This is a genomic window from Aeromonas rivipollensis, from assembly GCF_037811135.1.
Classification (GTDB): domain Bacteria; phylum Pseudomonadota; class Gammaproteobacteria; order Enterobacterales; family Aeromonadaceae; genus Aeromonas; species Aeromonas rivipollensis.
In genome coordinates this window covers 2,197,532-2,213,781 of the sequence record NZ_CP149130.1, presented here as the reverse complement: position 1 = coordinate 2,213,781, position 16,250 = coordinate 2,197,532, and the positions used below count along the sequence as shown (strand labels likewise).

General features: G+C 62.0%; 13 protein-coding genes. 7 read left to right on the top strand and 6 right to left on the bottom strand.

The features are described from left to right. The first annotated feature begins 85 nt into the window (after positions 1-85). Positions 86-1,141, top strand: coding sequence for a PA0069 family radical SAM protein (locus WIR04_RS10110; protein ID WP_338892345.1), 1,056 nt, complete (start codon positions 86-88; stop codon positions 1,139-1,141). A gap of 19 nt (positions 1,142-1,160) precedes the next feature. Here WIR04_RS10110 and WIR04_RS10105 read toward each other — a convergent pair whose 3' ends face one another. Both WIR04_RS10105 and gyrA read right to left on the bottom strand, forming a co-directional pair. Continuing rightward, a complete protein-coding gene (locus tag WIR04_RS10105; protein ID WP_338892343.1) occupies positions 1,161-1,334 on the bottom strand; it encodes a hypothetical protein in 174 nt (57 codons plus the stop codon). Between the two features lie 281 nt (positions 1,335-1,615). Then, positions 1,616-4,405: a DNA topoisomerase (ATP-hydrolyzing) subunit A gene (gyrA, locus tag WIR04_RS10100; protein WP_338892341.1), complete on the bottom strand. Its 2,790-nt coding sequence runs from the start codon at positions 4,403-4,405 to the stop codon at positions 1,616-1,618. Positions 4,406-4,604: 199 nt separating this feature from the next. On the opposite strand from gyrA, the gene ubiG reads away from it, so the two are divergent. The 5 genes from ubiG (at position 4,605) to yfaE (ending at position 10,532) form a co-directional block, all read left to right on the top strand. Next, entirely contained in the window at positions 4,605-5,321 is a 717-nt protein-coding gene (ubiG, locus tag WIR04_RS10095) for a bifunctional 2-polyprenyl-6-hydroxyphenol methylase/3-demethylubiquinol 3-O-methyltransferase UbiG (RefSeq protein ID WP_162520018.1), read from the top strand. Further along, entirely contained in the window at positions 5,321-6,004 is a 684-nt protein-coding gene (locus WIR04_RS10090) for an HAD-IA family hydrolase (protein ID WP_338892337.1), read from the top strand. The genes ubiG and WIR04_RS10090 overlap by 1 nt, the downstream gene beginning before the upstream one ends. A 674-nt stretch (positions 6,005-6,678) precedes the next feature. Beyond that, positions 6,679-8,946: a class 1a ribonucleoside-diphosphate reductase subunit alpha gene (nrdA, locus tag WIR04_RS10085; protein ID WP_025327043.1), complete on the top strand. Its 2,268-nt coding sequence runs from the start codon at positions 6,679-6,681 to the stop codon at positions 8,944-8,946. Positions 8,947-9,029: 83 nt separating this feature from the next. Further along, positions 9,030-10,163 carry a class Ia ribonucleoside-diphosphate reductase subunit beta gene (nrdB, locus tag WIR04_RS10080; protein ID WP_307766335.1) on the top strand — a complete coding sequence of 378 codons (1,134 nt, stop codon included), beginning with the start codon at positions 9,030-9,032 and terminating at the stop codon, positions 10,161-10,163. A 48-nt stretch (positions 10,164-10,211) separates the two neighbouring features. Then, positions 10,212-10,532 carry a class I ribonucleotide reductase maintenance protein YfaE gene (yfaE, locus tag WIR04_RS10075; RefSeq protein ID WP_338892336.1) on the top strand — a complete coding sequence of 107 codons (321 nt, stop codon included), beginning with the start codon at positions 10,212-10,214 and terminating at the stop codon, positions 10,530-10,532. Positions 10,533-10,645: 113 nt separating this feature from the next. On the opposite strand, the gene mltA is transcribed toward yfaE, so the two are convergent. After that, on the bottom strand, positions 10,646-11,797 hold the full coding sequence (mltA, locus tag WIR04_RS10070) for a murein transglycosylase A (RefSeq protein WP_338892334.1): 1,152 nt from the start codon (positions 11,795-11,797) through the stop codon (positions 10,646-10,648). A 150-nt stretch (positions 11,798-11,947) separates the two neighbouring features. On the opposite strand from mltA, the gene WIR04_RS10065 reads away from it, so the two are divergent. Beyond that, positions 11,948-12,199, top strand: a complete 252-nt coding sequence (locus tag WIR04_RS10065; protein WP_139434392.1) for a DUF1289 domain-containing protein — start codon at positions 11,948-11,950, stop codon at positions 12,197-12,199. Between the two features lie 79 nt (positions 12,200-12,278). Here WIR04_RS10065 and fruA read toward each other — a convergent pair whose 3' ends face one another. Genes fruA through fruB form a run of 3 tightly spaced genes read right to left on the bottom strand, consistent with a single transcriptional unit; the run spans position 12,279 to position 16,101 of the window. After that, positions 12,279-14,015 (bottom strand): PTS fructose transporter subunit IIBC, encoded by a 1,737-nt coding sequence (gene fruA / locus WIR04_RS10060; protein WP_338892331.1) that lies wholly within the window; start codon positions 14,013-14,015, stop codon positions 12,279-12,281. Continuing rightward, positions 14,012-15,001, bottom strand: coding sequence for a 1-phosphofructokinase (gene pfkB / locus WIR04_RS10055; protein WP_338892329.1), 990 nt, complete (start codon positions 14,999-15,001; stop codon positions 14,012-14,014). The genes fruA and pfkB overlap by 4 nt, the downstream gene beginning before the upstream one ends. Beyond that, a complete protein-coding gene (gene fruB, locus WIR04_RS10050) occupies positions 15,001-16,101 on the bottom strand; it encodes a fused PTS fructose transporter subunit IIA/HPr protein (RefSeq protein WP_163138031.1) in 1,101 nt (366 codons plus the stop codon). The genes pfkB and fruB overlap by 1 nt, the downstream gene beginning before the upstream one ends. Between the last annotated feature and the right edge of the window lie 149 nt (positions 16,102-16,250).

Below are 16,250 nucleotides of genomic sequence, written 5' to 3'. Positions count from 1 at the left end.
AATAAGGGAAGAGTGGCCGGACTTGATGTTTGGCACTATCCCGAGCAGAATAACTGTATATATAAACAGTGCATGGTGTGATGAGATGGCAGGACGAGGCAGCACCCACAATATCGAACACCGTTTCAGCGGCACGCAGATCGAGGCCGTCGATGATGGCTGGCAGGCCGTGGAATGGGAGGCGGCATTTCGTGCGTCCCAGCCCCGAACCGAGGTGCGGGAGATCCAGGCCAAGAGCATCATCAGCCACAACCTCTCGCCGGATGTACCCTTCGGCCGCTCCATCAATCCCTATCAGGGGTGCGAGCACGGCTGCATCTACTGCTATGCCAGACCCAGCCACGCCTACCTGGAGCTGTCCCCCGGCCTGGATTTCGAGACCAGGCTGTTTGCCAAGCTCAATGCGGCCACGCTGCTGCGCCGGGAGTTTGCCAAGCCGAGCTACCAGCCGCAGACCATAGTGCTCGGGGCCAATACCGATCCCTACCAGCCCATAGAGCACAACTATCGCCTCACCCGCGAGCTGCTGGAGGTGATGCTGGCCCATCGCCATCCGGTGGGGCTCATTACCAAGAGCGCCATGATATTGCGCGATCTCGATCTGCTGACCGAGCTGGCCCGGGAGGGACTCTGTCATGTGATGGTGTCGGTCACCACCCTGAACGAGACGCTGAGGCGACAGCTGGAGCCCCGCGCCAGCACGGGCGTGGGTCGACTCAAGGTCATCGAGAAGCTGGCACAGGCCGGGATACCTGTGGGGGTGCTGGCGGCCCCCATGATCCCCAGGCTCAACGAGCCCGAGCTGGAGCAGATCATCAAGGGCGCCGTGGAGGCGGGCGCCGGCTGCGCCGACTACATATTGCTGCGACTGCCCCACGAGCTGACCACCTTGTTTTGCGACTGGCTGGAGGAGCACTACCCCGGCCAGAAGGAGGCCATCCTGAACCAGTTGCGGGCAAGCAGAGGGGGGGCGCTCAACAGCCCCGCCTTCGGTACCCGCATGCGGGGCGAAGGGCAGTTCGCCGACTTGCTCGCCCAGCGCTTTCGCCTCATCAGCAAGCGCCTTGGTTTGGGCAAGCGCCACGTGCAACTCAATGTGGAGCGCTTCCTGCGCCCCAACGAGCAGTTGCGCCTGTTCTGATGGCTGCGGCTATCGCTGCTCAACCTCTGGGCCTGGGCGGATGAGGGCGCACCGGCTTGCCCTGTGCGATCAGCTCCGTGGGCAGGCGCGAGGGCTCATAGGCCACCTCCTCCTGCTCGTCATGTGACAATGCCCTGGCATCCTCTCCCCACATCCGGCTCCACCAGATCTCCCACATGATCCAACTGGTCATACCCTGCTCCTTCTGGATGATATTGCCAACGCCGGGCTCGGGCATGGTCGTGCCCTTGTCCCACCTGAACAGCCGCAGTCTGTCCCGCCGGGATGACAGCCAGATGACGCCGGGATGAAGGATTCAGTGAGCAAGAGAGCCCGGAGCGGTAAAATCCGGCGCCAGCACAGGAGATGAACGCAGGCAGTTTCAGATGACCGAGCGCCGCAGGAGGGAATGAAGGCAAGAAAAACAAAAAGAGCGACCCAAGGGTCGCTCTTTTTTATCGAGGCAGGTAACGATTATTCGTCGTCAGCCACACCCTCTTCGCTGGAGCCAGCGTCATCGGCAGCACTGGCGTCTGGCGCAGTCTCTGCCCTTTCCACCTGCTCGCCGTCGATGGCCATGCCCTCAGTGACCAGAGCGTCGTTCTCTTCCTCGTCGCTCTCGGCGATGCGTTGCAGGCCAACCACTGTCTCGTCTTCACCGGTACGGATCAGACGGACACCGCCGGTGTTACGGCCAATGACGCTCACCTCGGCAACGCGAGTACGGACCAGGGTGCCGCCGTTGGTGATCAGCATGATCTGGTCGGTATCTTCGACCTGGATCGCATCGATCACCTTGCCGTTGCGCTCGTCCACCTTGATGGAGCGAACGCCCTGGGTACCACGGCTCTTGGTGGGGTATTCGTCCAGTGCGGTACGCTTGCCATAACCGTTCTCGGTGGCGGTGAGGATGGCACCTTCACCGCGCGGGACGATGAGGGAGACCACCTTGTCACCGGCACCCAGCTTGATGCCACGCACACCGGCGGCGGTACGACCCATGGGACGCACGCCCTTGAAGGTACCCTTGCTTTCGGTGCCTTCGGTACCTTCACCGTTGTCGCTGCCATCATCGTCGTTGCCGGCGTCGTCGTCGGTCTCGACTTCATCGCTGGCATCCGCATCGGCGCGACCGCTGCCTTCAGCGAAGCGAACCACCTTGCCCGCGTCGGAGAAGAGCATTATCTCGTTGCTGCCATCGGTGATGTCCACCCCGATCAGCTCATCACCCTCTTTGAGGTTGATGGCGCGAATACCGGAGGAGAGCGGACGGCTGAAGTCGGACAGGCTGGTCTTCTTCACGGTACCGTTGGCGGTGGCGAAGAAGACATACTTGTCGGCATCATATTCCTTCACCGGCAGTATGGCGGTGATGCGCTCACCCTCTTCCAGCGGCAGCAGGTTGATGATGGGACGACCACGGGCGCCACGGGACGCTTCCGGCAGCTGATAGACCTTGAGCCAGTAGACCTTGCCACGGGTGGAGAAGCACAGAATGGTGTCGTGGGTGTTGGCCACCAGCAGACGCTCCACAAAGTCCTCTTCCTTGATCCGGGTGGCCGACTTGCCACGACCACCGCGGCGCTGGGCCTCGTAGTCGGAGAGCGGCTGATACTTCACATAGCCCTGGTGAGACAAGGTGACTACCACGTCTTCCGGGGTGATCAGATCTTCGATGTTGATCTCGGCACTGGACATGCTGATCTCGGTACGACGCTCGTCGCCATACTGCTCGCGCACTGCCAACAGTTCATCGCGGATCACTTCCATCAGGCGTTCCGGGCTTGCCAGGATGAACAGCAGCTCGGCGATGAGATCCAGCAGGGATTGGTACTCTTCCAGGATCTTCTCGTGCTCGAGGCCGGTCAGCTTGTGCAGACGCAGGTCGAGGATGGCCTGGGCCTGGATCTCGGTCAGGAAGTATTGACCTTCACGGATACCGAATTCCGGCTCCAGCCACTCCGGCCGCGCCGCGTCGTCGCCTGCTTTTTCCAGCATGGCGGCCACGTTGCCGAGTTCCCAGCCCTTGGCAACCAGGCCCGCTTTCGCATCCGCCGGGGTCGCACTGTGGCGGATCAGCTCTATGATGGGGTCGATGTTGGCCAGCGCCACCGCCAGACCTTCCAGGATGTGCGCCCGATCCCGCGCCTTGCGCAGTTCGAACACTGTCCGGCGAGTCACCACCTCACGGCGGTGCAGCAGGAAGGCATCCAGGATCTCTTTGAGGTTCATCACCTTGGGCTGGTTGTTATCGAGCGCCACCATGTTGATGCCGAACGTGGTCTGCATCTGGGTGTGCTTGTAGAGATTGTTCAGCACAATCTCGCCGGACTCGCCGCGCTTGATCTCGATAACGATGCGCATGCCGTCTTTGTCAGACTCATCGCGCAGGGCACTGATGCCCTCGACCTTCTTCTCTTTGACCAGCTCGGCGATCTTCTCGATCAGCCGCGCCTTGTTCACCTGATAGGGGATCTCGTGAACGATGATGGTCTCGCGACCCGTCTTATCGTCCACTTCCACCTCGGCCTTGGCCCGCACATAGACGGAGCCGCGACCGGTGCGGTAGGCCTGTATGATGCCGGAACGCCCGTTGATGATGCCGCCGGTGGGGAAATCGGGCCCGGTGACATAGGTCATCAGCTCGTCAATGGTGAGGGCGCCGTTCTCGATCAACGCCAGACAGCCGTTGACTATCTCGGTGAGGTTATGAGGAGGAATGTTGGTCGCCATGCCCACCGCGATACCGGAGGAGCCGTTGATCAACAGGGTGGGTACCTTGGTGGGCATGACAGCCGGGATCATCTCGGTACCGTCGTAGTTCGGCACCCAGTCCACTGTCTCTTTGTCCAGATCGGCCAGCAACTCGTGGGAGATGCGCGCCATCCGCACTTCGGTGTAACGCATGGCCGCAGCGTTGTCGCCATCGACCGAGCCGAAGTTGCCCTGACCATCTACCAGCATGTAACGCATGGAGAAATCCTGCGCCATCCGGACAATGGTGTCATACACGGCGCTGTCGCCGTGCGGGTGATATTTACCGATTACGTCACCGACCACACGGGCCGATTTCTTATAGGGCTTGTTCCAGTCGTTCCCCAACTCGTTCATAGCAAACAGAACGCGGCGGTGAACCGGTTTCAAGCCATCACGCACATCCGGCAGAGCTCGTCCTACGATCACGCTCATGGCGTAATCCAGATAGGAACTCTTGAGCTCTTCTTCGATGTTGACCGGCGTGATCTCTCTGGCCAGATCGCTCATAGAAAGCCTTAATCCCTAATTAGTTGTTCTTTGGCTTAAACAGCGCGACATGGTAACACACTGAGCCAAATACCTTAAGCCACAAATCCGGGTAACACGTCGGGCTGGTGTGACCAAGTCCGTCCGTTATAATGCCCGCCAGGACAATAGATTGCGCGCGCCCTGCCCGCTGCGCGCCCTGCCACAGGATCATCAAAAAATGAACAGTGATGCCAATGTCGATCTGACAGAAATCGCCAAATTTGAAGCCATCGCCTCCCGCTGGTGGGACATGGAGGGCGAGTTCAAACCCCTGCATCAGATAAACCCGGTGCGCCTTGACTGGATCACCGACAAGAGCGGCGGCCTGTTTGGCAAACGCGTGCTCGACATCGGTTGCGGTGGCGGCATCCTCTCCGAGAGCATGGCCCGCCGTGGTGCTCGCGTGACCGGCATCGACATGGGCAAGGAGCCCCTCGGGGTCGCCCGCCTGCACGCTCTCGAGCAGGGGGTGGAGCTCGAATACCGCCAGATGACCGCCGAGGCCCACGCGGACGAAGCCCCGGGCCAGTATGACGTGGTCACCTGCATGGAGATGCTGGAACACGTGCCGGATCCCGCCTCCGTGCTGCGCGCCATCGCCACCCTGGTGCGCCCGGGGGGCAAGGTGTTTGTCTCCACCATCAATCGCAACCCGAAAGCCTACCTGATGATGATCCTGGGGGCCGAGTACCTGCTGAAGATGGTGCCCAAGGGCACCCATGATCACAAAAAGTTCATCACCCCCGCCGAACTGTGTCGCATGGGTGAAGCTGCGGGCCTCTTGGTGCGGGACATGAGCGGGGTGCACTACGCACCGCTCTCCAACAGCTTCAAGCTCGGCAAGAACGTCGACGTCAACTACATGGTGGCCTTCGTGCGCCCGGAGTCAGTCTGATGAGCACCGACAAGGCGCCCCTGCGCTGCGTGCTGTTCGATCTGGATGGCACCCTGCTCGACACGGCACCGGATCTGGGTGCCGCCGTCAACCATGTGTTGATAAGCGAAGGCTTTGCCCCGCTGCCCGAGGCCATCATCCGCCAGACCACCTCCCACGGCGCCCTCGGGCTGCTCAGGGCGGGCCTCGGCGACGATCTGCTGGAAGAGCTGGGGGCCAGCCGCCTTCGCACCGCCCTGCTCGACCATTACGCAGCCAACCTCTGCGTCGGCACTCGTCCCTATGAGGGGATGCTGGATCTCATCGAATGGCTCGACGAGAAGAAGCTGCCCTGGGGCATAGTCACCAACAAGCCGGGCTTTCTCACCGAGCCGCTCTTGGCCGCCCTGCCGGCGCTCGCCAGCTGTGGCGTCACCGTCAGTGCCGACACCCTGCCGGTGCGCAAGCCAGATCCCGCCCCCATGTTCTTTGCCTGCGAGCGGCTCGGGGTCGAGGCGGCACATTGCCTCTATGTAGGTGACCATGTGCGGGACATAGAGGCGGGCCGCAACGCCGGCATGCGTACCGCGGTGGCGGGCTGGGGCTACCTGAGCGAGGACGAGGATACCGCCGACTGGGGCGCGGATCTGCAATTCGACACAGTGCAGGCCCTGCACCACTGGCTGCGCTACGAACTGACCTGATCCAGACCTGCACTGCACTGCATAAACGGTATAAGTGGAACATCGGGGGGCTGATCTGCAGTTCGACGCCCTACAAGGCAGGCCCGCCACCACTGGCTGCGCTACGAGCTGATCTGAGCCAGTCCTGTGCCAGCACTGCATAACGCTATAGATGGATCATCCGGGCAGCTTTAACGTCAGAGGGTTGCCAGATGAGCACGGCGCTCATTCGCCGAGCCGCACAATGGCAATGACAGGGGGCGCAGATGCGCCCCCTGTTTTGAGGGGATGACAAGCGCGTGCCTGCGGGGACAGGACAGCTTTTGACCCTGGCTGCACAAGGGATAACCAGGCTGAATTTGCTAGTAAAAACACCCTCTTTTCGCAAGCAAAAAAAGTTATTTAAATTTTCCATCTTCGATCATCGGACTTGCATTTGCCGGATCGGACGCATGAAAACCCACTCACTGTGAGCAGTCACTAACTCGAGCCCGAACACCCACAATTTATCCACAGCTAATGCGTTATCCACAGATTGCAATGCCGTGCCGACCTCACTATCTTGTAGTTCGAATTTAAAATAACACTATATCTTGTGATTCATGGCGCACTTCACCCCCAGGCCACCCTAGAGAAGGGAACCCTGGATGCGAGGCGCCATGGTTTTTCGGGAATCAACTAAAGGTCATCAGCCAATGAACTTGTTTGTGACGAAGCGTAACGGCCACAAAGAACCCATCGATCTGGATAAAATTCACCGCGTGCTCGACTGGGCCGCAGAGAAGCTCGACAACGTGTCGGTCTCCCAGGTGGAGCTCAAGTCCCACATCCAGTTCTATGACGGTATCCGTACCGCCGATATCCACGAAACCGTCATCAAGGCCGCTGCTGACCTGATCTCCGAACAGAGCCCGGATTACCAGTACATGGCCGCCCGCCTGGCCATCTTCCACCTGCGCAAGAAGGCCTATGGCCAGTTCGAGCCGCCCCACCTCTACCAGCACGTTGCCCGTCTGGTAGACATGGGCAAGTACGACAAGCACCTGTTGACCGACTATACCCAAGCCGAATTCGAGGAGCTCAACGCCCATCTCGACCACTGGCGTGACATGGACTTCTCCTACGCGGCGGTCAAGCAGCTCGAAGGCAAGTACCTAGTGCAGAACCGCGTCACCGGCGAAATTTACGAGAGCCCGCAGTTCCTCTACATCTTGGTGGCGGCCTGCCTCTTCTCCAAGTATCCGAAAGATACCCGTCTGGACTACATCAAGCGTTTCTACGATGCGGTCTCGACCTTCAAGATCTCCCTGCCCACCCCCATCATGAGCGGCGTGCGCACCCCGACCCGTCAGTTCAGCTCCTGCGTGCTGATCGAGTGCGACGACAGCCTGGATTCCATCAATGCCACCGCCAGCGCCATCGTACGTTACGTCTCCCAGCGCGCGGGCATCGGCATCAACGCCGGTCGCATCCGTGGCCTCGGCAGCCCCATCCGTGGCGGCGAAGCCTTCCACACCGGCTGCATCCCCTTCTACAAGTATTTCCAGACTGCCGTGAAGTGCTGCTCACAGGGCGGCGTGCGCGGCGGCGCGGCCACCCTGTTCTACCCCCTGTGGCACACCGAGGTGGAGAGCCTGCTGGTGCTCAAAAACAACCGCGGTGTGGAAGAGAACCGGGTCCGTCACATGGACTACGGGGTGCAGATCAACAAGCTGATGTACCAGCGTCTCATCAAGGGCGGCGACATCACCCTGTTCTCCCCCTCCGACGCACCGGGTCTGTACGACGCCTTCTTCGCGGATCAGGACAAGTTCGAGCAGCTCTACGTCAAGTACGAGCAGGATCCGTCCATTCGCAAGAAGACCCTCAAGGCCGTGGATCTCTTCTCCCTGATGATGCAGGAGCGCGCCGGTACCGGTCGCATCTACATCCAGAACGTGGATCACTGCAACACCCACAGCCCCTTCGATCCGAGCGTGGCCCCGGTGCGCCAGTCCAACCTCTGTCTCGAGATTGCGCTGCCCACCAAGCCGCTCAACAACGTGGATGACGAAGAGGGCGAGATCGCCCTGTGCACCCTGTCCGCCTTCAACCTCGGCGCCATCGAGAAGCTGGAAGACCTGGAAGAGATGGCGGATCTGGCCGTGCGCGCCCTGGATGCGCTGCTGGATTATCAGGATTATCCGCTGAAAGCCGCGATGAAGGGCAGCATGAACCGCCGCACCCTGGGGATAGGCGTCATCAACTACGCCTACTACCTGGCCAAGAACGGCGCTCGCTACTCCGACGGCTCTGGCCTAGCCCTGACCCACCGCACCTTCGAGGCGATCCAGTACTACCTGCTGAAGGCCTCCGTGCAGCTGGCCCGCGAGTTCGGCCCCTGCCCGGCCTTCAACGAGACCACCTATGCCCAGGGGATCCTGCCCATCGATACCTATAAAAAGGATCTCGATGTGCTGTGCAACGAGCCGCTGCACCTGGACTGGGAGTCCTTGCGTGAAGAGATCAAGACAGTGGGTCTGCGCAACTCCACCCTGACCGCCCTGATGCCGAGCGAGACCTCCAGCCAGATCTCCAACGCCACCAACGGCATAGAGCCGCCGCGCGGCCTGGTCTCGGTCAAGGCCTCCAAGGACGGCATCCTCAAGCAGGTGGTACCCGAGTACCATCGCCTGAAAGATCAGTACGAACTGCTCTGGAAGCAGCCGAGCGTCGACGGTTATCTGCAGCTGGTCGGCATCATGCAGAAGTTTGTGGATCAGGCGATCTCCGCCAACACCAACTACGACCCGGCCCGTTTCGAAGGCAACAAGGTCCCGATGAAGCAGCTGCTCAAGGACTTGCTGACCGCCTACAAATACGGCCTCAAGACCCTCTACTATCACAACACCCGTGATGGTGCGGACGATGCCCAGACCGATCTGCAAGACGACGGTTGCGCCGGCGGGGCTTGTAAAATATAAGTCGCAGCACGATCTGATGAACCGGGCGGGAGCATGAAGCTCCCGCCCTCCTGTTTCCTCTCATTCAAGACATTCAAATCACCATGGCTTATTCAACTTTCTGCCAGACCCAGAACGACCAGCTCAAGGAGCCGATGTTCTTCGGCCAGTCGGTCAACGTGGCCCGTTATGATCAGCAAAAGCACGACATCTTCGAGCGGCTGATCGAGAAGCAACTCTCCTTCTTCTGGCGTCCGGAAGAGGTAGATGTGTCCCACGATCGCATCGACTACCAGGCCCTGCCGCCCCACGAGCAGCACATCTTCATCTCCAACCTGAAGTACCAGACCCTGCTGGACTCCATCCAGGGTCGCAGCCCGAACGTGGCGCTGCTGCCGCTGGTCTCCATCCCGGAGCTGGAGACCTGGATCGAGACCTGGGCCTTCTCCGAGACCATCCACTCTCGCTCCTACACCCATATCATCCGCAACATCGTCAACAACCCGGGACAGGTGTTCGACGACATCGTCACCAACGAGCAGATCCTCAAACGTGCCGGCTCCATCAGCCACTACTACGACGATCTGATCGAGGCAACCGCCCTCTACCACCTGCACGGTGAAGGCACCCACAGAGTGGGTGGCCGCGAGGTCTCCATCAGCCTGCGGGCGCTGAAGAAGAAGCTCTATCTGTGCCTGATGAGTGTCAATGCCCTGGAGGCGATCCGCTTCTACGTCAGCTTCGCCTGCTCCTTTGCCTTCGCCGAGCGCGAGCTGATGGAGGGCAACGCCAAGATCATCAAGATGATCGCCCGTGACGAGGCCCTGCACCTGACCGGCACCCAGCATATGCTGAACCTGATGCGCACCGGCCAGGATGATCCCGAGATGGCCGAGATCGCCGCCGAGTGCGAGCAGGCCTGCTTCGAGATCTTCAAGGAAGCGGCCGAGCAGGAGAAGGAGTGGGCCGAGTACCTGTTCCAGGACGGTTCCATGATCGGCCTGAACAAGGACATCCTCTGTCAGTACGTGGAGTACATCACCAACCTGCGCATGGCGGCGGTCGGCCTGCAGCCAGCCTTTATTGGCGCCAAGCAAAACCCCATTCCCTGGATCAACACCTGGCTCTCCTCCGACAACGTGCAGGTGGCGCCTCAGGAAGTGGAGGTGAGCTCCTACCTGGTCGGCCAGATCGACAGCGAAGTGCACGCCGACGATCTGGGTGATTTCGAGCTGTGATGAGGGGCGGCCTCGGCTGGTACGCCATGATGCGGGAGAACTAAGTCCGTGAGTGACGCCACCGCCACCCTGTGCACGCCCCTGCACGCCTCCCCCACTGCTCCGGAGGGGCAAGCCCCACAGGTACAGACCCTGGACGACGTGCTTTATCCCCATCCGGACGAGAGCGTGCTGGAGACTCTGGAGCGCCACGGCCATCACGTGGAGTTCCAGTGCCGCAGCGGCTATTGCGGTGCCTGCCGCACCCCCTTGCTGGCAGGCAAGGTGCACTACGCCGCTGTGCCGCTCGCCTTTGTCTCCCAGGGGGAGTGCCTCCCCTGCTGCTGCCAGCCGGTCGGTGCCATCCGGCTGGATATCAAGAAGGTCTGACCCCACCTGGGCTGAATCGCGCCCAACAAAAAGCCGCCGGAGCAATCCGGCGGCTTTTTTTATCTCTTCATCTTTTCTCGGGCGCCCCGTGCAGACGCCCGTACCACAGAGGATTACAGCCAGGGCGCTGCGGTCGGCCCATGGTGCAGGCCCAGCTTCCAGACCCGGCCAAAGTGCTTGTAGTGACCGGCGGCCACACCGGCCTTCTCCCCCATGCCGTGATAGAGGTCGAGGTGACCCTTCTTCACGGCGCCACCCACATCCAGTGCGATCAGCAGGCGCAGCTGGTGTTTGCCGGTCCAGTTACCCGCCTTGTCGAGCAGCGGCACCTCCGCAAGGATGGGGGTGCCCATGGGTAGCAGGGTCTTGTCGGCAGCCACCGCCGCCATGGGCAGCAGCGGAATGCCGGCGGCGCCCACCACGTCGTTGGTGGGGCGACGCTCGAAGAAGACATAGGAGGGATTCTGCTCGACCAGCTCCTTGACGTTTGCCTCCGGCTGGCGATTGGCCCACTCCTTGATGGCCTTCATGGACATCTGCTCCTTGGGCACCTCGCCCCGGTCGATCAGCACCCGGCCTATGCTGACATAGCCGTGGCCGTTCTTGCCGCTGTAACCGAGGTACTGCAACCTGTCGTCATCGCCGTAGTGCACGAAGCCGGAGCCCTGTACGTCCATCAGGAAGTTGTCGATTAGGGACTTGCTGTAGCCCAGCTCCAGTCCACGGTTGGCCAGGGCCCCCTGATGGATCTCGGCACGACTCGGGCAGCGGCCACCGCACTTGGGCATGGCATAGATGGGGTACTTGTACCTGGCATCCGGGCGGTGGCGCACCTCCAGCACCGGCGAGTAGTAGCCGGTGAAGAGCACGTTGCCCATGCGATCGGCACCGCCCAGCTGGGCCAGGCTGATGCCGTACTGGGTGATATGGGCCGGATCACCGCCATTGGCCACCCAGCGGGAGAGCTGACGATAGAGCTCGCCATAGCGGCGGGTCATCTTGCCGGAGCGCTCCAGCACCAGCCGGCTCTGGGGGCCGAACTTGCTAAAATCCGACCCCTGACGGCTGTTGACCCGCTCCACCCGCACCAGATCCCCGGGCAGGGCACCATCCAGATACTGCTTGCCCAGATTCTCGGGCACCTCGCAGTTCAGAAAACATCCGGATTCCACCTTCTTCTGGGGCACCTTGGCGGGTTCAGGGTTGCCCGCACAACCGGCCAGCCCCACGACGGCGGCGGCCAGCCAGTACGCATGTTTATTCATATGTCCTCATATAACACCGAGCATCATGTTCGGCGGGGAAGATGCCAAATTTGCCAGGGGAAAGCAAACGCCATCCGCCCCCGGACGCCCTATTTCTCCAAAGGGGATCTTCTGGGTTATAACAAGGTGACAAGATGTGAGAGGTCGTGGATGGAACAGCTCGAAATCTTCCCCCTGACAAGCCCCTGCGTCGGGGTCTGTGAAGTGAACAACAAGGGATATTGCAAGGGGTGCCTGCGCAGCCGGGAAGAGCGCTTCAACTGGCTCGTCATGACCCCGACCCAGCAGCAGGAGGTGATGCGCCTGTGCCGTAACCGCAAGGCGCGGGTCGAAGCCGCCCGCCGCAAGGCCAGAGAGGGTGAACCCGTCGAGCCGCCATCGCAACCCGGCTGGGATTTCTGACCCCTTCCCTGCCCTCCTTCTGCCCACCAAAACAAAAGGCGGCCCGCAGGCCGCCTTGTCATTCATCAGATGGAACCAGTCAGGCCGTTGCCAGCTTGGCCTGCTCCTCGCCGCGCTTGAGCATGGCGTAGGAGACGCCGGTCAACAGCGACCCCGCCGCAATCGCCACGATATACATCATCACGTGGCTGATGGCGTTCGGGATGAAGAGCACGAACAGGCCGCCGTGGGGCGCCACCAGCTCGCAGCCGAACAGCATGGAGAGCGCACCGGTCAGGGCACCGCCCACCATGCAGGCCGGGATCACCCGCATCGGATCCTTGGCCGCGAAGGGAATGGCCCCCTCGGAGATGAAGCACAGACCCAGCACGAAGGAGGCCTTGCCCGCTTCCTGCTCCGCCTTGATGAACTTCTTGCTGGCCAGGAAGGTGGCTATCCCCATCCCCAGGGCCGGCACCATGCCGGCGGCCATCACGGCAGCCATGGGGGCATAGGTCTTGGAGGCGAGCAGGCCGACCCCGAAGGCGTAGGCCGCCTTGTTGACCGGACCACCCATGTCGAAGCACATCATGGCGCCGATGATGACACCCAGCAGCACGGCGTTGGCGGAGCCCATGTTGTTGAGGAACTCTGTCATGGCGTTCATGATGCCGGCAACCGGGCCGCCCACCACGTAGATCATCACCAGGCCGGTAAACAGGCTGGCAAAGAGCGGAATGATGAGGATGGGCTTGAGCGCTTCCAGGGTCACCGGCAGGCGCACCTTGTCGCTCAGGTACTTGGCACTGTAACCGGCGAGGAAACCGGCGACTATGCCACCGAGGAAGCCGGCGCCCAGCGAACTTGCCAGCATACCGCCAATCATGCCGGGGGCGAGACCCGGACGGTCGGCGATGGAGTAGGCAATGTAGCCGGCCAGCACCGGGATCATCAGGGCGAAGGCGGAGCCGCCGCCAATCTTCATCAGGGCCGCCGCCAGGGTGCCCTCTTCCTTGAACGCCTCTATGCCGAAGATGAAGGAGAGCGCGATGATAAGGCCACCGGCCACCACCATGGGCAGCATGAAGGAGACACCGGTCAGCAGGTGCTTGTAGGGGCCAGCCTTCTCCTCTTTCTTGGCCGCGGCGGCGCCGCTGTGGCGATAGGTCTTCGCCTCTGTCCACGCCTTGTCGAGCTCGGCGCGGGTCTTCTTGAGCGCAGCCCCCGTGCTGGTGCGATAGACGGGCTTGCCATCGAAGCGGGCCATGTCCACTTCGATGTCGGTGGCGAGGAACACCAGATCGGCGGCGGCTATCTCATCGGCGGTCAGGGCATTCTGGGCACCGACCGAACCCTGGGTTTCGACACGGATCTGGTGACCCAGCTGCTTGGCCATGGTCTCCAGCGCTTCCGCCGACATAAAGGTGTGGGCCACGCCGGTCGGGCAGGCGGTGACGGCGACTATGCGCTTGGCACCGGTGGCCGCCTTGGGAGCGGCAGTGGCAACGACGGGCGCGGCCTGGTGGCGATAGAGGCTGGCACCGCTCGCGGCGGCTTCCAGCAGGGCGGCCGGATCCTGCAGCGCCAGATCCATGCTGCCCTGATAGAGGCGCTTGCCGTCATAGGCGGCGAGATCCACAGGGGCACTAGCGACTACCAGCACCAGTTCGGCGGCGGCAATCTGCTCTTTCGAGGGAACCTGACGGGGCTGCACGCTGGAGCCGACGTCGAGGGTGAGCTCCCAGCCCGCCAGCTTGGCCTGCTGTTCTATCCGTTTTGCAGCGAGAAAGCTGGTGGCAATGCCCGCCGGGCAAGCCGTAACCAGAATTGCTTTCATTGGGCATCTCCTGAGTGTGTCATCGAAAGGGGATTGGATTGAGCCGGTGCCAGGTCATCCAGACGCTGCACGCGCACCTGCTCGAGTAAGGGGGTGAGCACCTTGATATCGTCAAAGCCGACCGCTACCTGGCTCACCGCCAGGGCAGAGACGGCGGTGGCCAGGCGCAGGGTCTGCTCCGGCGCCCAGCCAAGGCTCAGACCATGGGCCAGCCCCGCCACCAGGGAGTCGCCGGCACCCACAGTGCTGACGACCTTCATGCGCGGCGGAATGGCCTGCCAGACGGCATCGGGCGCAAACCAGATGAGGCCGTCGGCACCATTGGAGATCACCACATGGGGGATACCGGCGGCCTGCAGGGCACGGGCGCAGTCGGCCTGATCGCTCAGGGTCTTGATGGGGCGACCTGCCCATTGCTCAAGTTCTTCCAGATTGGGCTTGACCAGGGTCGGCGCCGCCTTGATGCCCTCGCTCAGGGCCGCGCCGCTGCAATCGAAGATCACCTGCTTGCCCTTGGCCTTGAGCAGGCTGATGAGCTTGGCGCAGTAGCCAGGCTCGACCCCCTTGGGCAGGCTGCCCGCCAGCACGAACCAGTCGGCGCGCGGTGCCAGTTTCTCTATCTCGGCCTCCAGCGCGGCCACTTCCGCCTGGTGCACCTCAAGCCCCGGCAGATTGAGATCCGTGACCCGGCCCGATTGCTCGGAAATCTTGACGTTGATGCGGGTGCTGCCCGCCACACGCACGAAGTGATCGGCCAGTGAGCGTTCGGCAAAGAGGGAGACGAAGCCCTGCTGGTTGTCAGCCCCGAGCCAGCCGGTCAGACCCACGTCACGGCCGAGATCTTTCAGGACCATGGCGACGTTGATCCCCTTGCCTGCGGCGCGCAAGGAAGCCTCGCTCACCAGGTTCACCTCCCCCAGGCTCATGGCGCCCAGGCGGGTGGTGAGATCCAGCGCGGGATTGAGGGTGATGGTGACTATGTCCATCAGTGCGCCCCCTCGCCCAGACCGGCGGCAATGGCCTCGCCTATGCCCTTGAGGGCAGCCTCGGCATCCGCCCCTTCGGCACGGAAGGCGAGACGGTGACCGCACTTGACCCCAAGGCCGATGACCTTCATCAGGCTCTTGGCGGAGACGGCTTCGCCGCTGCCATCCAGATTCGCCACCCGGATGTCGGATGCAAACTCCTTGGCCACCTTGACCAGCATGGCGCCCGGGCGGGCGTGCAGACCATGGGGGTTGATGATGGTGAAGGTGTCGGAGAGACCGCTGGCCGGGCCCGATTGCAGCATGGCCAATCCGTCGCTGCCCGCGAGCGTCCCGAGCTGACCGGCGCCAGCCAACTTGGCCAGGTTCTCCAGCTGGGGCAGATGGCTGCTGTCTGCGGCGCACAGCAGCAACAGGGCGCTGACGGGCAGATCTCCTGCGCCGAGCGCGTTGCTCGGGGTCGCCAACACCCAGCCGGTCTGGGCCGCTTGCGTACGGGCCAGCCAGACGCCATCCCCCAGATAGGCGGGCTCGCTTGCCAGCAGGGAAGTCACCATGGCAGCCTCCCCCCAGCCGGCGGATTTGGCGCGGGCGGCGGCCCCCAGCAGCAGCTGGTCGCGATCGTCGGCCGGGAAGTCCGCCAGGGGCAGATATTGCACCTCTTTGGCCGCGGTTGCGCCGGTCAGGATGTTGATGATGGTCTCTTCATCTGTGGCCTCTCTCAATTGCGCGGCTGCCTGCTCGTCACCCAGCACATGGGTGAGCTGGCGCAAGATGCCCAGATGCTCGTCGGACTTGGCGGCGATGCCGATGGCCACATAGGCAGTCTGCCCCTCATCCCACTCGATGCCCTGGGGGAACTGGGCCACCATGACACCGGTGCTCTTGACCAGATGGCGGGTGTCCGTGGTGCCGTGAGGAATGGCGATGCCGCTGCCAAGGTAGGTGGCGTGCTGGGCTTCCCGCGCCAGCATGCCGTCCACATAACCGGCTTCCACCAGACCCGCTTCGGTCAATTTGCCTGCCAGCAGGGCGATGGCGTCCGCCTTGGTCGTCACCGATTGTCCCAGCAGGATTTGCTGTCGCGCCAACTTCAACATAGAGATTCTCCATCAGGTCCGGCTTCGCCTCGCGGCACACCGGCTCAACTCAACTTGGATTTCGGGTAATTTGCCTGCTGACAATAGACGGGAATCTTCCCCCAGGTAGGCCGCTGCGGCATTTCCTGGTCGAACATTCATCGCTTACT

Coding starts and splice junctions, on each gene's coding strand:
- WIR04_RS10110 (WP_338892345.1), top strand. CDS start 86: ATGGCAGGACGAGGCAGCACCCACAATATCGAACACCGTTTCAGCGGC.
- WIR04_RS10105 (WP_338892343.1), bottom strand. CDS start 1,334: ATGACCAGTTGGATCATGTGGGAGATCTGGTGGAGCCGGATGTGGGGA.
- gyrA (WP_338892341.1), bottom strand. CDS start 4,405: ATGAGCGATCTGGCCAGAGAGATCACGCCGGTCAACATCGAAGAAGAG.
- ubiG (WP_162520018.1), top strand. CDS start 4,605: ATGAACAGTGATGCCAATGTCGATCTGACAGAAATCGCCAAATTTGAA.
- WIR04_RS10090 (WP_338892337.1), top strand. CDS start 5,321: ATGAGCACCGACAAGGCGCCCCTGCGCTGCGTGCTGTTCGATCTGGAT.
- nrdA (WP_025327043.1), top strand. CDS start 6,679: ATGAACTTGTTTGTGACGAAGCGTAACGGCCACAAAGAACCCATCGAT.
- nrdB (WP_307766335.1), top strand. CDS start 9,030: ATGGCTTATTCAACTTTCTGCCAGACCCAGAACGACCAGCTCAAGGAG.
- mltA (WP_338892334.1), bottom strand. CDS start 11,797: ATGAATAAACATGCGTACTGGCTGGCCGCCGCCGTCGTGGGGCTGGCC.
- WIR04_RS10065 (WP_139434392.1), top strand. CDS start 11,948: ATGGAACAGCTCGAAATCTTCCCCCTGACAAGCCCCTGCGTCGGGGTC.
- fruA (WP_338892331.1), bottom strand. CDS start 14,015: ATGAAAGCAATTCTGGTTACGGCTTGCCCGGCGGGCATTGCCACCAGC.
- pfkB (WP_338892329.1), bottom strand. CDS start 15,001: ATGGACATAGTCACCATCACCCTCAATCCCGCGCTGGATCTCACCACC.
- fruB (WP_163138031.1), bottom strand. CDS start 16,101: ATGTTGAAGTTGGCGCGACAGCAAATCCTGCTGGGACAATCGGTGACG.